Annotated in this window: 17 protein-coding genes and 2 tRNA genes; 1 reads left to right on the top strand and 18 read right to left on the bottom strand. The window is 57.8% G+C overall.

Going from position 1 to position 21,455, the window contains the following annotated elements:
• Nucleotides 1-107 precede the first annotated feature (107 nt).
• The 11 genes from infB to rlmE all read right to left on the bottom strand — a co-directional run bounded on the left by infB (nucleotide 108) and on the right by rlmE (nucleotide 11,233).
• The gene (gene infB / locus MEB48_RS18740) at nucleotides 108-2,633 is read right to left on the bottom strand and encodes a translation initiation factor IF-2 (protein WP_237885462.1); all 2,526 of its coding nucleotides are present in this window, start codon (nucleotides 2,631-2,633) and stop codon (nucleotides 108-110) included.
• A gap of 27 nt (nucleotides 2,634-2,660) precedes the next feature.
• Nucleotides 2,661-4,142, bottom strand: coding sequence for a transcription termination factor NusA (gene nusA / locus MEB48_RS18735; protein ID WP_007900474.1), 1,482 nt, complete (start codon nucleotides 4,140-4,142; stop codon nucleotides 2,661-2,663).
• A 47-nt stretch (nucleotides 4,143-4,189) separates the two neighbouring features.
• Entirely contained in the window at nucleotides 4,190-4,648 is a 459-nt protein-coding gene (gene rimP, locus MEB48_RS18730) for a ribosome maturation factor RimP (RefSeq protein WP_010463487.1), read from the bottom strand.
• 138 nt (nucleotides 4,649-4,786) lie between these two features.
• A tRNA-Met gene (locus MEB48_RS18725) sits at nucleotides 4,787-4,863 on the bottom strand.
• A 96-nt stretch (nucleotides 4,864-4,959) separates the two neighbouring features.
• Nucleotides 4,960-5,045: transfer RNA gene (locus MEB48_RS18720), tRNA-Leu, on the bottom strand.
• A gap of 22 nt (nucleotides 5,046-5,067) precedes the next feature.
• Nucleotides 5,068-5,451 carry a preprotein translocase subunit SecG gene (gene secG / locus MEB48_RS18715; protein WP_060541200.1) on the bottom strand — a complete coding sequence of 128 codons (384 nt, stop codon included), beginning with the start codon at nucleotides 5,449-5,451 and terminating at the stop codon, nucleotides 5,068-5,070.
• Between the two features lie 4 nt (nucleotides 5,452-5,455).
• On the bottom strand, nucleotides 5,456-6,211 hold the full coding sequence (gene tpiA, locus MEB48_RS18710; protein WP_237885461.1) for a triose-phosphate isomerase: 756 nt from the start codon (nucleotides 6,209-6,211) through the stop codon (nucleotides 5,456-5,458).
• A gap of 66 nt (nucleotides 6,212-6,277) precedes the next feature.
• Nucleotides 6,278-7,615: a phosphoglucosamine mutase gene (glmM, locus tag MEB48_RS18705; RefSeq protein WP_237885460.1), complete on the bottom strand. Its 1,338-nt coding sequence runs from the start codon at nucleotides 7,613-7,615 to the stop codon at nucleotides 6,278-6,280.
• A gap of 16 nt (nucleotides 7,616-7,631) precedes the next feature.
• Nucleotides 7,632-8,483 (bottom strand): dihydropteroate synthase, encoded by an 852-nt coding sequence (gene folP, locus MEB48_RS18700; RefSeq protein ID WP_095055175.1) that lies wholly within the window; start codon nucleotides 8,481-8,483, stop codon nucleotides 7,632-7,634.
• A gap of 8 nt (nucleotides 8,484-8,491) precedes the next feature.
• The gene (gene ftsH / locus MEB48_RS18695) at nucleotides 8,492-10,402 is read right to left on the bottom strand and encodes an ATP-dependent zinc metalloprotease FtsH (RefSeq protein WP_237885491.1); all 1,911 of its coding nucleotides are present in this window, start codon (nucleotides 10,400-10,402) and stop codon (nucleotides 8,492-8,494) included.
• Between the two features lie 201 nt (nucleotides 10,403-10,603).
• A complete protein-coding gene (rlmE, locus tag MEB48_RS18690) occupies nucleotides 10,604-11,233 on the bottom strand; it encodes a 23S rRNA (uridine(2552)-2'-O)-methyltransferase RlmE (protein ID WP_007900501.1) in 630 nt (209 codons plus the stop codon).
• Nucleotides 11,234-11,334: 101 nt separating this feature from the next.
• On the opposite strand from rlmE, the gene MEB48_RS18685 reads away from it, so the two are divergent.
• On the top strand, nucleotides 11,335-11,643 hold the full coding sequence (locus MEB48_RS18685) for a YhbY family RNA-binding protein (RefSeq protein ID WP_007900503.1): 309 nt from the start codon (nucleotides 11,335-11,337) through the stop codon (nucleotides 11,641-11,643).
• Between the two features lie 9 nt (nucleotides 11,644-11,652).
• Here MEB48_RS18685 and MEB48_RS18680 read toward each other — a convergent pair whose 3' ends face one another.
• From MEB48_RS18680 to dnaK, 7 genes are all read right to left on the bottom strand, one after another.
• Nucleotides 11,653-12,057 (bottom strand): MFS transporter, encoded by a 405-nt coding sequence (locus MEB48_RS18680; RefSeq protein WP_237885459.1) that lies wholly within the window; start codon nucleotides 12,055-12,057, stop codon nucleotides 11,653-11,655.
• Nucleotides 12,058-12,085: 28 nt separating this feature from the next.
• The gene (greA, locus tag MEB48_RS18675) at nucleotides 12,086-12,562 is read right to left on the bottom strand and encodes a transcription elongation factor GreA (RefSeq protein ID WP_007942892.1); all 477 of its coding nucleotides are present in this window, start codon (nucleotides 12,560-12,562) and stop codon (nucleotides 12,086-12,088) included.
• Nucleotides 12,559-15,780, bottom strand: coding sequence for a carbamoyl-phosphate synthase large subunit (gene carB / locus MEB48_RS18670; RefSeq protein WP_237885458.1), 3,222 nt, complete (start codon nucleotides 15,778-15,780; stop codon nucleotides 12,559-12,561). Before carB ends, greA begins: the two co-directional genes overlap by 4 nt.
• Nucleotides 15,781-15,896: 116 nt before the next feature.
• A complete protein-coding gene (carA, locus tag MEB48_RS18665) occupies nucleotides 15,897-17,033 on the bottom strand; it encodes a glutamine-hydrolyzing carbamoyl-phosphate synthase small subunit (RefSeq protein WP_237885457.1) in 1,137 nt (378 codons plus the stop codon).
• Between the two features lie 258 nt (nucleotides 17,034-17,291).
• Entirely contained in the window at nucleotides 17,292-18,098 is an 807-nt protein-coding gene (gene dapB / locus MEB48_RS18660) for a 4-hydroxy-tetrahydrodipicolinate reductase (protein ID WP_237885456.1), read from the bottom strand.
• 10 nt (nucleotides 18,099-18,108) lie between these two features.
• Complete coding sequence (gene dnaJ, locus MEB48_RS18655) at nucleotides 18,109-19,233, bottom strand: molecular chaperone DnaJ (RefSeq protein ID WP_095055180.1); 1,125 nt, start codon at nucleotides 19,231-19,233, stop codon at nucleotides 18,109-18,111.
• Between the two features lie 297 nt (nucleotides 19,234-19,530).
• The gene (gene dnaK / locus MEB48_RS18650) at nucleotides 19,531-21,447 is read right to left on the bottom strand and encodes a molecular chaperone DnaK (protein WP_237885455.1); all 1,917 of its coding nucleotides are present in this window, start codon (nucleotides 21,445-21,447) and stop codon (nucleotides 19,531-19,533) included.
• Nucleotides 21,448-21,455: the final 8 nt, after the last annotated feature.

Genomic DNA, 21,455 nt, shown 5'->3' with positions numbered 1-21,455 from the left:
CAAACGCCCGGCCTGACAAAAGCCAGACCGGGCGTTGCGTTTAGAGTCCGGACGTTGCGCCGCGCATCTGCATGCGGCGGCTCATCGTGGCCCTTGAAGTGCGCGAGTCAGAGGCTGCGAGCAACCTGCACCTTCTCGAAGACTTCGATCTTGTCACCGACCTTGACGTCGTTGTAGCTCTTCACGCCGATACCGCATTCCATGCCGGCACGTACTTCGGAAGCGTCATCCTTGAAGCGGCGCAGGGATTCCAGCTCGCCTTCGAAGATAACGATGTCTTCACGCAGTACACGGATTGGACGGTTACGGTGAACCGTACCCTCGAGCACCATGCAACCGGCGATCGCGCCAAACTTCGGCGAGCGGAACACATCACGCACTTCGGCGATGCCCAGGATGTTCTCGCGAACATCGCTGCCGAGCATACCGGTCAGGGCTTTCTTGACGTCTTCGATGATGTCGTAGATCACGTTGTAGTAACGCATATCCAGACCTTCCTGCTCGACGATCTTGCGAGCGCCGGCATCGGCACGCACGTTGAAGCCGAACAGTACAGCGTTGGAGGCCAGTGCCAGGTTGGCATCGGATTCGGTGATACCACCGACACCGCCACCGACCACACGCACTTGCACTTCGTCGTTACCCAGGCCGTTCAAGGCACCGTTCAACGCTTCCAGCGAACCACGGACGTCGGATTTGAGGACGATGTTGAGCGTCTTCTTCTCTTCCTGACCCATGTTCTCGAAGATGTTTTCAAGCTTGCCGGCGTGAGCACGGGCCAGTTTGACTTCGCGGAACTTGCCTTGACGGAACAGAGCCACTTCACGGGCTTTCTTCTCGTCGGCAACAACGCTCATCTCGTCGCCAGCGTCCGGGGTACCGTCCAGGCCGAGAATCTCGACAGGGATGGAAGGACCGGCGTCCTTGATTGGCTTGCCGTTCTCGTCAAGCATGGCGCGAACGCGGCCATAGTTCGAACCGACCAGCACCATGTCGCCTTGGCGCAGGGTACCGTCTTGAACCAGAACAGTTGCAACCGGGCCACGACCTTTGTCGAGACGCGATTCAACCACGACGCCACGGCCAGGAGCCGAAGGGGTCGCTTTCAGTTCGAGAACTTCAGCTTGCAGCAGAACAGCTTCGAGCAACTCGTCCACGCCAGTACCGACTTTCGCCGAAACCGATACGAACGGGGTATCGCCGCCCCACTCTTCCGAAGTCACGCCGTGAACCGACAGTTCGCTACGGATGCGATCGAGATCGGCGCCCGGCTTGTCGATTTTGTTCACTGCAACAACCAGCGGAACACCAGCAGCCTTGGCGTGCTGAACGGCTTCAACGGTCTGCGGCATTACGCCGTCGTCCGCTGCAACCACCAGGATCACGATGTCGGTCGCCTTGGCACCACGGGCACGCATGGCGGTAAACGCGGCGTGACCAGGGGTGTCGAGGAAGGTAACCATGCCGCGTTCGGTTTCAACGTGGTACGCACCGATGTGCTGGGTGATACCGCCAGCTTCGCCAGCAGCTACCTTGGCACGACGGATGTAGTCGAGCAGCGAGGTCTTACCGTGGTCAACGTGGCCCATTACGGTCACAACCGGTGCACGGGAGAACGCTTCACCTTCAAACTTCAGGGACTCGGCCAGGGAATCTTCCAGGGCGGTGTCGCTGACCAGGGTCACTTTGTGGCCCAGCTCTTCGGCAACCAGTTGGGCAGTTTCCTGATCCAGTACCTGGTTGATGGTCGCTGGAGTACCCAGTTTGAACATGAACTTGATGATTTCAGCAGCCTTGACCGACATCTGCTGGGCGAGATCGCCAACAGTGATGGTCTCGCCGATCTTCACTTCGCGCACAACAGGGCCGGTTGGGCTCTGGAAACCGTGGGCGTTGCGTTTCTTCAGCTTGGCCTTGCCGCGACCACCACGACGGAAGCCATCGCTTTCTTCGTCGGTAGTACGTGGCGCAACACGTGGAGCAGGCGCTTTTTCCTTGACCGAAGCACGATGCGGAGCGTTTTTGCGCTCGCCATCGCCACTGCCACGACGATTGCTATCGTCGGCACGTGGTTTGTCCGGACGACGCTGCTCGTCGCGTTTGCGAGTGTCGGCCGCAGGTGCTGGAGCAGCTGCAACAACCGGCGCGCTTTCACGCACTGGTTCGGCAACTGCAACTGGCGCTGCAACGGCGGCATTCGTAGCGGTTTGCGCAGCAGCAGGCTGACGACGCGCTTCTTCTTCGGCGCGACGCTTGGCTTCTTCTTCAGCCTTCTGACGTGCAGCATTTTCTACTGCGCGGCGTTCATCCAGTTCACGTTTGCGCTCGGCTTCGATTTCTTCCGGGCTGCGCTGTACGAAGACTTTCTTCTTGCGTACTTCAACGCTGATGCTCTTGCTACCAGCAACACGCAGGGTGCTGGTGGTTTTGCGCTGCAATGTAATCTTGCGCGGTTCTTCCACTTTCGCCTTGTGGCTGCTCTTCAAGTGAGTCAGCAAAGACTGCTTCTCACTATCGCTCACACCTTCATCGGCGGCGGTGTGCGGCAGACCTGCCTCACGCATCTGCTGCAACAGGCGCTCTACCGGTGTTTTGACCTCATCGGCCAGTTGTTTCACCGTGACTTGCGTCATGCACTTCTCTCCTCAGGCCGCGCCTAATTACTCGAACCAATGGGCTCGGGCGGCCATGATCAACTTGCCGGCACGATCATCGTCAATGCCGTCGATGTCGAGCAGGTCGTCAATAGACTGCTCGGCCAGGTCTTCGCGGGTAATTACGCCGCGCACCGCCAGTTCCATCGCCAAATCCTTGTCCATACCCTCAAGCGAGAGCAGGTCTTCGGCCGGATGGGCGTCTGCCAGCTTTTCCTCAGTAGCGATGGCTTTAGTCAACAAACGATCCTTGGCGCGAGCGCGAAGCTCGTTGACGGTTTCTTCGTCAAAGCCGTCTATGTTGAGCATTTCTTCCAACGGTACGTAGGCAATCTCTTCCAGGCTGGTGAAGCCTTCATCTACCAGCACCTGTGCCAGGTCTTCGTCGACTTCCAGCTCGTCGATGAAGTTGCGCAGGATGTCGCCGGTTTCTGCTTGCTGCTTAGCCTGGATGTCCGATTCGGTCATCACGTTCAGGGTCCAGCCAGTCAACTGGCTTGCCAGACGCACGTTCTGACCACCGCGACCGATGGCCTGAGCCAGATTGTCTGCGCCAACGGCGATGTCCATTGCATGGGCATCTTCGTCAACGATAATTGCCGCCACTTCAGCCGGCGACATTGCATTGATCACGAACTGCGCCGGGTTATCGTCCCACAGGACGATGTCCACACGCTCACCGCCCAACTCGCCGGACACTGCCTGGACGCGCGAACCGCGCATACCGATGCAAGCGCCTTGCGGGTCAATGCGTTTGTCCTTGGAGCGGACCGCGATCTTGGCGCGCGAACCCGGGTCGCGGGACGCAGCCATTACTTCGATCAGGCCTTCAGCGATTTCCGGCACTTCGATGCGGAACAACTCGATCAGCATTTCCGGCGCGGTACGCGACAGGATCAGCTGAGGGCCGCGGTTCTCGGTGCGGATTTCCTTGAGCAGCGCACGCAGACGCACACCAACCCGGAAGGTTTCGCGAGAAATGATGTCTTCACGGGCCAGCAACGCTTCAGCGTTATTGCCCAGGTCGACGATCACGTTGTCGCGGGTGACTTTCTTCACGGTGCCTGAGATGATTTCCCCCAGGCGCTCACGATAGGCGTCAACGACTTGAGCACGCTCGGCTTCGCGAACTTTCTGCACGATGACCTGCTTGGCAGTCTGTGCAGCAATGCGGCCGAACTCGATGGATTCGATCTTTTCTTCGACAACATCGCCGACCTTGGCACCAGGATGCGTTTCTGCAACCTTGCTCGGCCAGGTTTCGATGGCCGGATCGTCCAGGTCTGCTTCTTCGACGACCGTCCAGCGACGGAATGTCTCGTAAGCACCGGTGTGGCGATTGATTTCCACACGCAGATCGACTTCGTCCTCGAAACGCTTTTTGGTAGCAGTGGCCAGGGCCAGCTCCAGCGCTTCAAAAATTACGTTTGCCGGTACGCCCTTTTCATTGGATACCGACTCAACAACCAGCAGTACTTCTTTGCTCATCGTACGCCTCGCCTTTCGCAAGCCATTGGATCCGCGGGATCCGCGTCTCAGTCAAAACTGGGAATAATGTTGGCCTTGTCGATCATATCGATCGGCAACAGAAACTCATGGTCTTCAACCTGCACCACGACGTCCTGCTCTTCTACACCGCGCAGAAGGCCCTGAAAGTTGCGTCGACCTTCGAAAGGCGAGCGCAGCTTGATCTTCACTTGTTCACCGGCAAATTTTGCAAACTGCTCAATAGTGAACAGTGGGCGTTCCATGCCAGGCGAGGAAACTTCAAGGGTGTATTCAACGGCGATAGGATCTTCAACATCCAGTACACCGCTGATCTGGCGGCTGACGATGGCACAATCGTCCACCAGCACGCCGCCCTCTTTATCAATATAAACGCGCAACATCGAGTGGCGACCTTGGGCCGAAAACTCAATACCCCAGCATTCATAGCCTAGGGCCACGACCACCGGGGCCAGCAAGGCCTGCAACTCTTCTAGCTTGCTCGACACCTGAACCCCCTCGTGCATGTATGTGCATGCTGTGCAAAATAAAAAAATGGGCGAAACGCCCATCCTTGAAACGCCGTTGAACAGCGGCGTTGAAAGTGTCCAGCTAACAAAAAGCCCCTGAAAAGGGGCTCCTTAAACTGGTTGCGGGGGCCGGATTTGAACCGACGACCTTCGGGTTATGAGCCCGACGAGCTACCAGACTGCTCCACCCCGCGACAAAGCTGGGGCGGAAGTATACGACCGATCCCTGACAGGGTCAATGTAACCTTCCACCTACAAGAAAGCCCGCAACAGCGGGCTCTCCTGATAATTGGTACCGAGAAGGGGACTCGAACCCCTACACCCTATGGGCACAACCACCTCAAGGTTGCGTGTCTACCAATTCCACCACCTCGGCAATACTACGTTTGAAACTCTTCTTACTTCTGCTCTTGAGCTGGAGGCACGTCAGTCGCTGGAGTAGCCGACTTTTGCTCTTGAAGCACCGGGACATCATCAGAAGCCGGTTGTTGCTTTGGAACTTCCAACACTGCTGGATTTGGCAAACCTACTTGAGTCAGCTCTTGAGCCTTCTCTTTAGCAAAGTAACCTAACCCTAAGCTGGTTATGAAGAAACCGGCGGCAAGTATAGCAGTAAACTTACTAAGAAAGGTAGAGGAACCTTGGCTTCCGAACACAGTATTTGAAGCACCTGCTCCGAAAGACGCGCCAGCATCCGCACCTTTACCCTGCTGCAGCAAAACCAGAGCAACTACGCCCAATGCACCCAGCAGATGAAAAACGACTACGACTGTTTCCAGCATTTTTTCAGTTTCCCGCGGCGCGACAAATCGCACCGAACTCATCTGCATTCAGGGAAGCTCCACCAATGAGCCCCCCATCGATATCCGGCATGCCGAACAGTTCGACCGCATTGGCCGCCTTCACGCTGCCGCCGTATAGAAGCCGCACACCTTGCGCGACTTCAGAATTCTCTGCCGCCAACTGAGCGCGAATGGCTGCATGCACATCCTGCGCTTGTTGCGGCGAAGCAGTCAGCCCGGTGCCAATGGCCCAGACCGGCTCGTAAGCGATTACTGCCTTTGCAAAGACACCTACACCCAGCTCCTCGATGATACTGCCAAGCTGACGCCCGACAACCTCAAGAGTTTTTCCAGCTTCGCGCTCTTCGAGGGTCTCCCCTACGCACAACACCGGAATCAAGCCACATGCCTGCGCCGCTGCGAACTTGCGAATCAGCATTCCGTCCTGCTCGCCCATTATCTGGCGGCGCTCGGAGTGCCCGACAAGCACCAGGGAACAACCTGCATCCACCAACTGACTCGGCGCAATCTCACCGGTCAATGCACCTTGCATGGATTCCACTGCAGAATTCTGCGCGCCGACCGAAATCGACTTGCCTTTCAAGCCATCAATCACTTGATTGATATACAAGCAAGGCGGGAATACCGCGACATCAACACCGCTCGGCAAGGCCAGATGACTAAGGCCATTGATCAGCTCAGCGACGCTGGCGCGGGTACCGTGCATCTTCCAGTTACCAGCTACCATAGGGCGACGCATGCTGTACCTCGTCGGTCAAAGTGGGCGCAGATGTTACCCAACACAATCATGGCTGGCAAGCCGAAATCAGACAGAAACTTCAGTTACCAGTTTTGCCAGCTCTTCGGCGTAACCGCGAACCTGTGTTTCGTCCTCGCCCTCGACCATGACTCGCACCAACGGCTCTGTCCCGGACTTGCGCAACAACACGCGCCCACGACCAGCCATCGCCTGAGTAACACGGTCGCTGGCCTCCTTGACGGTCGGATGTTCGAGTGGATTCGCACCACCGCCAAACCGGACATTGATCAGCACCTGAGGGCACTTGCGCAGCGCCTGACGAGACTGAGCCAGGCCTTCTGTGCGCCTCTTCAGAGCCATCAACACCTGCAACGCAGCAATGATCGCATCTCCAGTGGTGGTGTGACTGAAGCAGACAATGTGCCCCGAGTTTTCCCCACCCACCTGCCAATCGCGCTCCAGCAACTCGGAGATCACGTAACGGTCGCCAACGTTAGCCCGCACAAAAGGAATCGCCAAATCCGCCAGGGCCAATTCCAGCCCCAGGTTACTCATCAGCGTACCGACCACGCCGCCCTGCAACTTGCCGCGCTCTTGCAGATCGCGAGCAATGATGAACAACAACTCGTCGCCGTCAACGACAGCGCCAGTGTGATCAACCATCTGGACCCGATCACCATCACCGTCAAAGGCGATACCCAAATCGGCCTGCTCGGCCAATACGGCAGCTTGCAGCGGCTCCATATGGGTCGAACCGCAATTCTCATTGATGTTCAGGCCATTGGGATGAGCAGAAAGCACAACGACATCGGCCCCCAACTCACGAAACACACTAGGCGCCACTTTATAGGTCGCACCGTGGGCACAGTCGATCACGATCTTCAGCCCAGCGAAACTGGTGCCGGTCGGAACGCTGCTCTTGCAGAATTCGATATAACGGCCCGAGGCATCGTTGATTCGCGACACCTTGCCGATCTTGCTCGATTCAACCACGGTCATCGGGGTGTCGAGCAACTCTTCAATCATCAACTCGACTTCATCCGGAAGCTTGGTGCCCTTCCCGGAGAAAAATTTGATGCCGTTGTCGTCATGAGGGTTGTGCGAAGCGCTGATCACGATGCCGGCTTCGGCATGAAAGGTACGTGTCAGATAGGCGATGGCCGGCGTCGGCATCGGCCCCAAGAGCATCACATCAGCACCTGCCGAGGTCAGCCCGGCCTCAAGCGCCGACTCGAACATATAACCGGAGATCCGGGTGTCCTTGCCCACGAGCACCTTGCAGGCACCCATGCTGCGAAATGCCATGCCTGCCGCCCAGCCAAGCTTGAGCATGAAATCAGGAGTTATCGGGTATTGACCGACCCGACCACGAATGCCGTCGGTGCCAAAGTATTTTTTACTCATAAGTACTCCATCATTCTTATTCGGCTGATTCTACTGCGGCAATCATTCGCACTACGTCGACCGTTTCAGCCACATCATGGACGCGCAATATACGCGCCCCCTTGACCGAAGCCAGTGCCGCGAGCGCCAAACCACCATGCAGGCGCTCTCCCACCGGCCGATTCAAGGCCTGCCCGATCATGCTCTTTCGCGAAACCCCGACCAACAGGGGCCGCCCCAAGGCATGCAAGGCTTCCATATGCTTAAACAAGCTCAGGTTGTGCTGCAAGGTTTTCGCGAAGCCGAAGCCGGGATCGAGAATGATCCGCTCAGCGGGAATGCCCACCGACGCGCATTGAACCATGCGCTCAGCGAGAAACTCGCCGACCTCTTTCGTTACATCCTGGTACTGCGGATTGTCCTGCATGTCACCCGGCTCACCGAGCATATGCATCAGACACACCGGCAAACCGGTGGCCGCCGCCGCATCCAGGGCGCCATCTCGACGCAACGAACGCACATCATTGATCAACCCCGCCCCCAGCCTTGCGGTTTCACGCATGACCGCCGGCGTGGAGGTATCGACCGAGATAATCACATCGAGTTCACGACTGATACGCTCAACGATAGGCGCTACACGTTCGAGCTCTTCAAGCGGCGAAACCGCCCTGGCACCGGGCCGGGTCGATTCGCCACCAACGTCGATCAGCGTCGCGCCAGCCGCCACCATCGCCTCGGCGTGGCGCAGCGCCGCATCCAGCTGGCTGAATTGGCCGCCATCGGAAAAGGAGTCGGGAGTGACATTGAGAATGCCCATGACATGCGTCTGGGCCAAATCAAGAACCCGGTTGCCGCAAGGCAACCGGGTCGAGGACTGAACAGAAGTCATTTCAAACCTTATACATCAGCAGCCGGGCCACCGATTGGTGTTTCCGGACGCCCATTCTGCACAGCCGGAGGCGTGCCGGAAGCATCACTTCCGCCAGACCAGTCGCGAGGTTCGCGAGGTGCACGCCCTGCCATGATGTCATCGATCTGATCAGCATCGATTGTCTCGTACTTCATCAAGGCATCCGCCATGGCGTCAAGCTTGTCACGGTTATCCGTGAGGATCTGTTTGGCCGTGCCGTAGCACTGGTCAATGATGCTGCGCACTTCGGAATCGATCAGCTTGGCTGTCTCGCCGGAGAAGCTGGCATGTTGACCACCGCCGCCACGACCAAGGAACACTTCGCCCTCTTCTTCGGCGTACATCAACGGACCGAGTTTTTCCGACAAGCCCCACTTGGTCACCATGTTTCGTGCAATCTGGCTGGCACGCATGATGTCGTTGGATGCACCGGTGGTGACACCGTCGAAGCCCAAGGTCATCTCTTCAGCGATACGACCACCATACAGCGAGCAGATCTGGCTGATCAGGGCACGCTTGGACAGGCTGTAGCGATCTTCTTCCGGCAGGAACATGGTCACACCGAGCGCACGACCGCGCGGGATGATCGACACTTTGTAGACCGGGTCATGCTCAGGCACGACGCGACCGACGATAGCGTGGCCAGCTTCGTGATAAGCAGTGTTCTGTTTCTCTTTCTCGGACATGACCATGGATTTGCGCTCGGCACCCATCATGATCTTGTCTTTGGCCAGCTCGAACTCTTTCATCTCGACGATGCGCTTGCCGGCACGGGCTGCGAACAACGACGCCTCGTTCACCAGGTTAGCCAGGTCGGCACCGGAGAAACCAGGAGTACCACGTGCGATCACGGCCGGAGCGACATCGTCACCCATTGGCACTTTGCGCATATGGACTTTGAGAATCTGCTCGCGACCACGGATATCCGGCAGACCGACCACGACCTGACGGTCGAAACGGCCAGGGCGCAGCAATGCAGGGTCGAGCACGTCGGGACGGTTGGTCGCTGCGATGACGATGATGCCGTCATTCATTTCGAAGCCGTCCATCTCTACCAGCAACTGGTTGAGTGTCTGTTCGCGCTCGTCATGACCGCCGCCCATGCCGGCGCCACGGTGGCGACCGACGGCGTCGATTTCATCGATGAAGATAATGCATGGCGCGTGTTTCTTCGCCTGCTCAAACATGTCACGAACACGACTGGCACCGACACCGACGAACATTTCGACGAAGTCGGAACCGGAAATGGTGAAGAACGGCACTTTGGCTTCGCCGGCAATCGCCTTGGCGATCAAGGTTTTACCAGTACCAGGAGGACCGACCATCAGCACGCCACGAGGAATGCGACCGCCCAAACGCTGGAACTTGCCCGGATCACGCAGGAATTCAACCAGCTCGCCAACTTCTTCCTTGGCTTCGTCGCAACCGGCAACGTCAGCCAAAGTGGTTTTCACCTGATCTTCGGAGAGCAGGCGTGCCTTGCTCTTGCCGAAACTCATCGGCCCGCCCTTGCCACCGGCACCGCCCTGCATCTGCCGCATGAAGAACATGAACACAGCGATAATCACCAGGATCGGGAAGCTTGCGACCAGGAGTTGAGTCCAGATGCTTTGTTGCTCAGGCTGCTTGCCTTCGACTACCACGTGGTTATCCACGAGATCGCCGATCAGGCCATTGTCCTGGATTGCCGGACGAATGGTCTTGAAGCTGTCGCCATCGTTGCGTTTGCCGGTAATCACGTAGCCATCAACCGCTACGCGCTCGACCTTGCCATCCTTGACCTGCTGGATGAAGTCGGAATAGTTGAGGGTCTGCGGCTCGTTAGGGCTGGAGAAGTTGTTCATCACCGTCACCAGGACAGCCGCGATGATCAACCACAGGATCAGATTCTTTGCCATATCGTTCAATTAACTACCCTCTGAAGCAAGCTCGCTGATGGCGCGTGCTTCGCATGATATTCACCGGCCTAACTTACTACATTACCTACGGCTCTGGCAGGCGCCGTCTGTAACCCTTTGTGAAACACTTTCTACACAATATTCGCTAAAGCTCACGGGACGAAATACGAAAAACCTATCGACCCGCAAAAAAACCTCGATTTACTCACTACGGCCGCGGTAGCCCCAAGCCAGCATGTATTGCTCGCGGGAACTGCCACGGGAAGAGTCCGGCTTGATCATCTGGACCTTGTCGAATTTCTGACGAGCGTCCTTCACGTAAGCATCAAACCCTTCGCCCTGAAACACCTTGATCACGAAATTACCACCCGGCTTGAGTATCCGAGCCGCCAGATCAAGAGCCAGCTCGCATAGAAACATGGCTTTGGGCATGTCCACCTCAGGCGTACCACTCATATTGGGGGCCATATCGGAAATCACAAGGTCCACCTGCGAATTACCCACGGCTTCAAGGATCTGAGCGAGCACTTCGTCCTGGGTGAAGTCACCCTGGATGAAAGTCACGTCCGGAATGCTGTCCATTTCCAGGATGTCCGAGGCGATCAGACGCCCCTGACCGCCGATCAGCCGACTAGTGACCTGCGACCAGCCGCCGGGCGCCGCACCCAGGTCGACAACGCTCATACCCGGACGGATCAGCTTGTATTTCTCCTGGACCTCCAGAAGCTTGTAACTCGCACGCGAGCGGTAACCATCCTTCTGCGCCTGCTTCACATATGGATCATTGACATGTCTTTTCAGCCAACCAAGGCTTGTCTTGGAACGCGCCATTGGGCACCTCGATGATAAGGGTCGTGATTAATTGGGCGGATCCACGAACCCTCGGGTAAAATGGCCGCCATTTTACAGAATCCAGACTAAAGGGTCAGATTATGCCGCTCACTCAAGAGCAGAAGAAACAGTACAAATCCATTGGCCACCATCTGAAACCAGTTTTGATTGTGGCTGACAACGGTTTGACTGAAGGTGTGTTAGCCGAACTTGAACGCGCTTTGGCGGATCACGAGCTGATCAAAATCAAGCTCAACATCCTCGATCGCGAATCGCGCCTGGCAGCCATTGCAGAGCTCTGCAAGGCCGGAAAAGCCGACCTGGTTCAGGTCATCGGCAAGATGGCACTGATTTACCGCAAGAACTTCAGCGTCAACAAGCAGCTGTCGAACGTCCATCGCTTCAAGTGATGACAAGGGTCAAGGGTGTGCTTCGCGCACCCTGACACTCCATCCCGGCACCGGCTGCATCACCAGTACCAGCCCGGAAAACCCCAGAACAAGATAGCTGAACAGCTGCCAATGCGCCGCCTGCGGCCAGCCGACGTAGACCGCGAAATACATCGCGCCCCCATATAGCGCCATCATCAGCAGTTGCCCGCGAATATCGCGCCATAGACTGGCAAGGCCCTCGGCCTGAACCAGCACCAAAGCCTGCAAAATCACACACACCGTGGCAAATCCCACCATCAGCGTATTCAGCATGCCTGCAATTTCGTCGATCAGCAGCGGTGCCAGGCCTATTCGCTCCAGCACCGGCAGCAGACCGATATGCAACAACCACAGGCCGCCAACCCACAACATCTGGGTCAACTGCCAAAGCATGGCGCCCGCACGTAGCGGGCGCCTTCTTTCAGAGGTGGCGAACTTCGACAATCTCGTACTCGATAACGCCACCTGGCGTTTTGACGGCAACCACATCGCCTTCTTCCTTGGCAATCAAGGCGCGAGCCAGTGGCGAACCGACAGAGATCTTGCCGAGTTTGAAGTCTGCCTCATCCTCGCCAACGATGTGGTAAGTGACGCGTTCATCAGTCTCGACGTTGGCGATTTCAACGGTGGTGCCGAAAATCACTTTGCCGGTATGAGGAATGGTCGTGACATCGATGATGACCTGATTCTGTATCCGGCCTTCGATGTCACGAATCCGCGCCTCGACCATCCCCTGCTGCTCGCGAGCAGCGTGGTATTCGGCGTTTTCCTTCAAGTCACCCAACTCGCGGGCCGTACCGATGTCCTGGCTGAGCTTCGGACGGACGACCTTGGTCAGATGAGCATGCTCTTCTTCCAGGGCTTTCGCGCCCTGGACGGTCATTGGGTATTTGATCATGCCTTCAATCCTGCGTGTAGATCCTGCAAGCGGCGCACGGTCTTCTCGGGACCGAACTTCAGCGCTTCGCAGATAGCTTCGCCAGCAGCAATGGTAGTGGTGCAGTAGATCTTGTGCTGCAAGGCATTACGACGAATGGAGTAGGAATCGGCGATCGACTGGCGACCTTCGGTGGTGTTGATGATCAGGGTGACTTCGTCATTCTTGATCATGTCGACCACGTGCGGACGACCCTCGGTCACCTTATTCACACGACGCACTTTCAGGCCTGCGGCTTCGATCAGCTTGGCAGTACCGGCAGTGGCGACCACTTCAAAGCCCAAGTTGATCAGATCACGGGCCACGCCTGCAACCAGTGGCTTGTCATCGTCACGCACGCTGATGAACGCGGTACCGCCAGTCGGCAGCACTTCGCTGGCACCCATCTGGGCTTTGGCAAAGGCTTCGCCGAAGGTATCGCCCACGCCCATCACTTCACCGGTGGACTTCATTTCAGGGCCCAGGATCGGGTCCACGCCAGGGAATTTGGCGAATGGGAATACCGCCTCTTTCACGCTGTAGAAGTTAGGAATGATTTCTTTGGTGAAGCCGATTTCCTTCAGGGTTTTACCAGCCATCACGCGAGCCGCGATCATTGCCAGGGACACCCCGATGCACTTGGACACGAACGGTACGGTACGGGAAGCGCGCGGGTTGACTTCGATGACGTAGATGTCTTCGCCTTGCAGCGCCAACTGAACATTCATCAGGCCGACAACGCCCAGTTCCAGGGCCATTTTCTTGACCTGTTCGCGCATCTCGTCCTGGATGTGAGCGGGCAGCGAGTACGGCGGCAGGGAGCACGCGGAGTCACCGGAGTGAACACCGGCCTGCTCGATGTGCTGCATGATCGCGCCGATCACTACGTCAGTGCCGTCGCAGACCGCATCCACGTCCATTTCGATCGCGCAATTGAGGAAGTGGTCCAGCAGCACCGGGCTGTCGTTGGAGACTTGAACCGCTTCACGCAGGTAGCGCTTGAGCTCTTCTTCTTCGTAAACGATTTCCATCGCGCGGCCGCCCAATACGTAGGACGGGCGAACTACCAGCGGGTAACCGATCTTGGCGGCGGCACGAATCGCTTCGTCTTCGCTGCGCACGGTGGCGTTAGGCGGCTGACGCAGGTTCAGACGCTCAACCATTTGCTGGAAGCGCTCACGGTCTTCGGCACGGTCGATGGCGTCAGGGCTGGTGCCGATGATCGGCACGCCGGCTTCTTCCAGGGCACGCGCCAGTTTCAGCGGGGTTTGGCCGCCGTACTGGACGATCACGCCTTTCGGCTTCTCGACACGGACGATCTCCAGCACGTCTTCCAGGGTCACTGGTTCAAAGTACAGGCGATCGGAGGTGTCGTAGTCGGTGGAAACGGTTTCCGGGTTGCAGTTGACCATGATGGTCTCGTAACCGTCTTCGCGCAGGGCCAGTGCCGCGTGTACACAGCAATAGTCGAACTCGATACCCTGGCCGATACGGTTTGGACCGCCGCCGAGGATCATGATCTTGTCGCGGCCCGACGGCGCTGCTTCACACTCCTCCTCGTACGTCGAGTAGAGGTAAGCAGTATCGGTGGCGAACTCGGCCGCGCAGGTGTCGACACGCTTGTAGACCGGGAAGATTTCCAGCTTGTGACGGTGGCGACGCAGAGCCTTCTCAGTCACGCCCAGCAACTTGGCCAGACGCATGTCGGAGAAGCCTTTGCGCTTGAGGCGGAACATCAAGTCGCGGTCGATGCTGGCCAGACCCAGAGTCTTGACCTTCTCTTCATCCTTGATCAGGTCTTCGATCTGCACCAGGAACCATGGGTCGATCATGTTCATGCCGAAAATGTCTTCGACCGACAGACCGGCGCGGAACGCATCAGCCACGTACCAGATACGCTCGGCACCCGGCACGGTCAGTTCGCGCTTGAGGATGCTCATGCTTTCCGGGTTGCTCAGGTCGAGCTTCTCGTCCAGGCCGCAAACACCCACTTCCAGACCGCGCAGGGCTTTCTGCAGGGATTCCTGGAAGGTCCGGCCGATGGCCATGACTTCACCGACCGACTTCATTTGAGTGGTCAGGCGCGCGTCGGCTTTCGGGAATTTCTCGAAGGCGAAGCGTGGCAGCTTGGTCACGACGTAGTCGATGGACGGCTCGAAGGATGCAGGAGTAGCGCCGCCGGTGATTTCGTTCTGCAGCTCGTCCAGGGTGTAGCCGATCGCCAGTTTGGCAGCGATACGCGCAATCGGGAAACCAGTGGCTTTCGAGGCCAGTGCCGAAGAGCGGGATACCCGCGGGTTCATTTCGATCACGACCATGCGGCCAGTGTCCGGGCAGATGCCAAACTGAACGTTGGAGCCGCCGGTTTCCACGCCGATCTCACGCAGTACCGCCAACGAGGCGTTACGCATGATCTGGTATTCCTTGTCCGTCAGGGTTTGTGCCGGAGCAACGGTGATCGAGTCACCGGTGTGCACGCCCATTGGGTCAAAGTTTTCGATCGAGCAAACGATGATGCAGTTGTCCTTCTTATCGCGGACAACCTCCATCTCGTACTCTTTCCAGCCGATCAGCGATTCGTCGATCAGCAGCTCTTTGGTCGGCGACAGGTCCAGACCGCGGGCGCAGATTTCTTCGAACTCTTCACGGTTGTAAGCGATACCGCCACCGGTGCCGCCCATGGTGAAGGACGGGCGGATGATGCACGGGAAGCCCAGGCGTTCGAGAACGGCGTTGGCTTCTTCCATGCTGTGGGCGATACCCGAACGCGGGCAGTCCAGACCGATGGATTTCATCGCCTTGTCGAAGCGCGAACGGTCTTCGGCTTTGTCGATGGTGTCAGCGTTGGCGCCGATCATTTCTACGCCGAACTTCTCCAGAACGCCTTCGCGCTCCAGGTCCAGGGCGCAGTTCAGAGCGGTCTGGCCGCCCATGGTCGGCAGCAGCGCGTCCGGGCGCTCTTTCTCGATGATCTTGGCAACGGTCTGCCACTTGATCGGTTCGATGTAGGTGGCGTCGGCCATGGCCGGGTCAGTCATGATGGTCGCCGGGTTGGAGTTCACCAGGATGACGCGGTAACCCTCCTCGCGCAGGGCTTTACAGGCCTGGGCGCCGGAGTAGTCGAATTCGCAGGCCTGGCCGATCACGATCGGGCCAGCACCGAGAATCAGGATGCTTTTAATGTCTGTACGTTTTGGCATGGGTTGTCACTCAAATCCGCAGGTCAGTCGGCAAGCCGTCTTGTTCAATCTCTGAAGCCTTGAGGGGGCCACCGTTTCGGGACCGCCCTCAGGCTTCGCTACATCAGGGCGAGCGATTAGCGTCGCTTGGCCATTTCATTGATGAAGCGATCAAACAGTGGCGCTACGTCGTTCGGGCCGGGGCTGGCTTCAGGGTGACCCTGAAAGCTGAAGGCGCTCTTGTCGGTAAGCTCGATGCCTTGCAGGGTGCCGTCGAACAGCGATTTGTGGATCGCCCGAACGTTGCCTGGCAGGGTCGTTTCGTCTACCGCAAAACCGTGGTTCTGGCTGGTGATCATCACAACGCCGGAATCCAGATCCTGGACCGGGTGGTTGGCACCGTGGTGTCCGTGACCCATTTTCAGGGTCTTGGCACCGGCGGCCAGCGCCAGCAGTTGGTGGCCGAGGCAAATGCCGAATACCGGAATTTCGGTTTCCAGCACGTCCTTGATTGCCTGGATCGCGTAGTCGCATGGCTCAGGGTCACCCGGGCCGTTGGACAGGAACACGCCGTCCGGCTTCAGTGCCAGCGCTTCGGCGGCTGGAGTCTGTGCCGGTACGACTGTCACGCGGCAGCCGCGCTCGACCAACATGCGCAGGATGTTCACCTTGACGCCGTAGTCGTAGGCCACCACGTGATAGGGCAGCTCGGAGGCTTCGAGCGTCGCGTGACTGTCGGTTTTCAGATCCCAGACAGTCGAGCGCCATTCGTACTGCTCTTTGGTGCTGACGACTTTTGCCAGGTCCATGCCCTTGAGGCCAGGGAAGCCCTGAGCAGCGGCGATGGCGGCTTCTTCGGAAATGTTGTCACCGGCCATGATGCAGCCGTTCTGCGCGCCTTTTTCACGCAGGATGCGCGTCAGGCGGCGAGTGTCGATACCGGCGATTGCCACCACATTGTTGGCTTTCAGGTAGTCGGACAGCGACATCGTGTTACGCCAGTTACTCGCAACCAGTGGCAGGTCACGGATGACCAGGCCAGCGGACCAGACGCGGTCGGACTCGGCGTCTTCCGGCGTGGTGCCGGTATTGCCGATGTGCGGGTAAGTCAGGGTAACGATTTGTTGGGCGTAGGAAGGATCGGTAAGGATTTCCTGATAGCCGGTCATTGCGGTGTTGAACACCACCTCACCAACGGTTTGACCGTCGGCTCCAATGGCTTCGCCGCGAAAAATGCTGCCATCAGCAAGGGCGAGTATGGCTGGCTTAGTCAAGAAGACCTCCCGTAAATAAAGCCTGAAAGGGCGATCGCAGGTTGTAAAAAAGCGGAGTGACGTATGGACACGTCACCCCGCTTGTTCACTGAATTATTCTGCGCGCTTTTAGTGGACACACTAAAGCTGTAGCTTACAGAAAAAGGCTTTTTTGGTCTACCGCCAATGAGCCCTAAAGGCCGGAGAATGCGACAGGACGTCGCTTGGCGGTTAAAACCGGGGTCAAACGCCAGGTTTGAACCCGATTTCGGGCACATCTTACCGCAGGTCGAGCACGTCTTGCATGTCGTAAAGGCCTGGCTCACGACCGTCCAGCCACAAAGCTGCACGTACCGCACCCTTGGCGAAGGTCATGCGACTGGATGCTTTGTGCGTGATTTCCAGTCGCTCGCCCTCACAGGCGAACAGCACCGTATGATCACCGACCACATCACCACCGCGAACAGTGGCAAAGCCGATCGTTTCACGCTCGCGCACACCGGTGTGACCTTCACGACCATAGACCGCAACCTTTTGCAGATCACGATCCAGCGCGCTGGCGATCACTTCGCCCATGCGCAAAGCCGTACCTGAAGGCGCATCGATCTTGTGCCGATGATGGGCCTCGATGATTTCAATATCGGCGTCATCACCCAACACACGAGCCGCCATATCGAGCAGCTTCAGCGACAGGTTTACACCGACACTGAAATTGGCTGCGAACACAATCGCAATATCCTTGCTCGCCTCGACCAGCAACTGCTTCTGCGCGGCGTCCAATCCCGTGGTGCCGATCACCATGGCCTTGCCCGCCTTACGACAGAACGCAAGGTTGCTCAGCATGACTTCCGGGAGCGTGAAGTCGATCAACACATCGAACTCATCAGCCACCGCATCCAGCTTGCCGGACAACGGCACACCGATTCGCCCCAGCGATGCCAGCTCACCGGCATCCACGCCAATCAGCGTGCTGCCAGGGCGCACAATGGCTGCCGTGAGGCCTGTCAGCGGCGCACGTTGCTGCACCGCCTCGACCAGGATTTTTCCCATGCGCCCGGCAGCGCCCATCACAGCAATACGTCGCATGCCTGTCTCCTTACAAATCGCCGAAGAAGCGCTTCACGCCTTCGAACCAGCCGGTGGTTTTCGGCGAGTGACTATTGTCGTCCGCCAGGGAGCTGCGGAACTCCTCCAGCAATTCGCGCTGACGACGACCCAGATTGACCGGGGTTTCGACCGCCACGCGGCACATCAGGTCACCAGCACCGCCGCCGCGAACCGGCGCGACGCCTTTGCCGCGAACACGGAACTGCTTACCGGTCTGAGTCCCCTCAGGGATCTTCAGTTTGACCCGACCATCGAGGGTCGGAATTTCCAGCTCGCCGCCCAGTGCTGCGTCGACGAAGCTGATTGGCACTTCGCAGAACAGGTGCTTGCCGTCACGTTGGAAGATCGCGTGCTCGCGCACATTGATCACCACATACAGGTCACCGGTCGGGCCGCCCTGCGCACCCGCCTCGCCCTCGCCGGACAGGCGAATACGGTCACCGGTATCGACACCGGCCGGCACTTTCACCGACAGGGTTTTGTACTCTTCGACACGACCTTCGCCGTGGCAGGAATCGCACGGATCGGAAATGATCTTGCCCTGGCCATGGCAGCGCGGGCAGGTCTGCTGCACCGAGAAGAAGCCCTGCTGCATGCGCACCTGACCGATACCGCCGCACGTCGGGCAAGTGATCGGCGAGGAGCCTTTCTTGGCACCCGAGCCATCGCACGGTTTGCAGTTGACCAGTGTCGGAACGCGGATATTCACGGTCGTGCCGCGCACCGCTTCTTCCAGGTTCAGCTCCAGGGTGTAACGCAGGTCGCTGCCGCGCTGAGCGCCGCCACGGGAACCGCCGCGACCGCCACCGAAGAAGTCACTGAAGACATCGCCAAAAATGTCGGAGAAGTTCTGACCGCCAAACCCGGCACCGCCGCCACCCATGCTCGGGTCGACACCGGCATGACCGTATTGGTCATAGGCCGCGCGCTTGCTGGAATCGGACAGCACTTCGTAGGCCTCGTTGGCCTCCTTGAACATATCCTCCGACGCTTTGTCATCGGGATTACGGTCCGGGTGGTGCTTCATCGCCAGGCGACGGTAGGCCTTTTTCAGGTCCGCTTCGCTTGAACCACGTTCAACACCCAATACTTCGTAATAGTCACGCTTTGCCATAAGTCTTTGCACTCTTAAGGACGTTCGGCAAACCTCTCCTGAGCCTCGCCAAACTCGTTGAGCCCCAATACAGGCCCGGACCCAACTCACGTCAATTCAACGATCCTGGTCTTTGATTCGATGCGGTAATTTCGACTCGAAAAGCAGGAGCATTCCCGGTCATACCGCCAACATCCGAGCGTTGTCGCATGCTGTAAAAATTCGCTTACTCCAGACACGCCAACGCGGGAGCAAGCTCCCGCGCGGCGACATCCTACCAGTCACCGCCTGAAGGCAGTCAACCGGGCGACCAACAACTTACTTGTGGTCTTTGACTTCTTCGAACTCGGCATCGACAACGTCGTCAGCCTTTTCAGCCGATTCGTCTTTCGGCGCCGCGCCTTCAGCTGGCTGAGCCTGCTCGGCGTACATTTTCTGAGCCACTGGCGCGGAGACCTTGGACAGCTCTTCAACCTTGGCTTCGATAGCGGCCTTGTCATCGCCCTTGATGGCGGTTTCCAGGGCAACTACAGCTGCTTCGATTGCAGTTTTCTCTTCAGCGCTCACTTTGTCGCCAGCATCAGCGACCATTTTGCGCGTCGAGTGAACCAAGGCATCGCCCTGGTTACGGGCGCTGGCCAGCTCTTCGAACTTGCGGTCTTCTTCAGCGTTCACTTCAGCATCGCGAACCATCTGCTGAATTTCTTCCTCGGACAGACCGGAGTTAGCCTTGATCACGATCGACTGAGTCTTGCCGGTAGCCTTGTCTTTCGCGCCGACGTGCAGGATGCCGTTGGCGTCGATGTCGAAGGTCACTTCGATTTGTGGCACGCCACGTGGTGCTGGTGGAATCTCAGCCAGGTCGAACTTGCCCAGGGACTTGTTCTGTGCAGCTTGCTTACGCTCACCTTGCAGCACGTGAATGGTCACTGCGCCCTGGTTGTCGTCGGCAGTCGAGAACACTTGCGATTTCTTGGTAGGAATCGTGGTGTTTTTCTCGATCAGCGCGGTCATTACGCCGCCCATGGTTTCGATACCCAGGGTCAGCGGGCTGACGTCGAGCAGCAGAACGTCTTTCACGTCACCAGCCAATACCGCGCCCTGGATAGCAGCACCCATGGCAACAGCTTCGTCAGGGTTGACGTCTTTACGCGCTTCTTTACCGAAGAAATCGGTGACCAGCTTCTGAACCAGTGGCATACGGGTCTGACCGCCGACCAGGATCACGTCGTTGATCGCGCCAATTTCGATACCGGCGTCTTTCATCGCAATGCGGCAAGGTTCGATGGTGCGCTGAACCAGGTCTTCAACCAGCGCTTCGAGCTTGGCGCGGGAGATTTTCACGTTCAAGTGCTTAGGACCGGTAGCGTCTGCAGTGATGTACGGCAGGTTCACGTCGGTCGACTGGCTCGAGGACAGTTCGATCTTGGCTTTCTCAGCGGCTTCTTTCAGGCGCTGCATGGCCAGCGGGTCACCCTTGAGGTTCATGCCGCTTTCTTTCTTGAACTCGTCAACGAGGTAGTCGATCAGACGAATGTCAAAGTCTTCACCGCCCAGGAACGTGTCACCGTTGGTGGCCAACACTTCGAACTGGTGCTCGCCATCGACTTCAGCGATTTCGATCACGGAAACGTCGAAAGTACCGCCGCCCAAGTCGTAAACGATCACGGTGTGATCGCCTTTCGCCTTGTCCATACCGTAGGCCAGTGCGGCCGCGGTTGGTTCGTTGATGATACGTTTAACATCCAGACCCGCGATGCGGCCGGCGTCTTTGGTGGCTTGACGCTGGCTGTCGTTGAAGTAGGCCGGAACGGTGATCACCGCTTCAGTCACTGGCTCGCCGAGGTAGTCTTCGGCGGTCTTCTTCATTTTCTTCAGAATTTCAGCCGAAATTTGTGGCGGCGCCATTTTCTGGCCGTTCACCTCAACCCAGGCGTCGTTGTTGTCAGCCTTGACGATCTTGTAAGGGACCATCTGGATGTCTTTCTGTACGACTTCTTCGTCGAAACGACGACCGATCAGACGCTTCACCGCGTACAGGGTGTTATGCGGATTGGTCACTGCCTGACGCTTGGCCGACTGGCCAACCAGGATTTCACCATCGTTGGCATAAGCGATGATCGACGGCGTGGTACGCGCGCCTTCAGCGTTTTCAATAACTTTGGCTTTGCCGTTTTCCAGCACGGAGACGCAGGAGTTGGTAGTCCCCAGGTCGATACCGATAATTTTGCCCATGTTCACTC

Origin of the sequence: Pseudomonas sp. PGPR40, assembly GCF_022014505.1 — a bacterium.
Classification (GTDB): Bacteria; Pseudomonadota; Gammaproteobacteria; order Pseudomonadales; family Pseudomonadaceae; genus Aquipseudomonas.
This window is presented reverse-complemented; position numbering and strand designations above follow the sequence as displayed.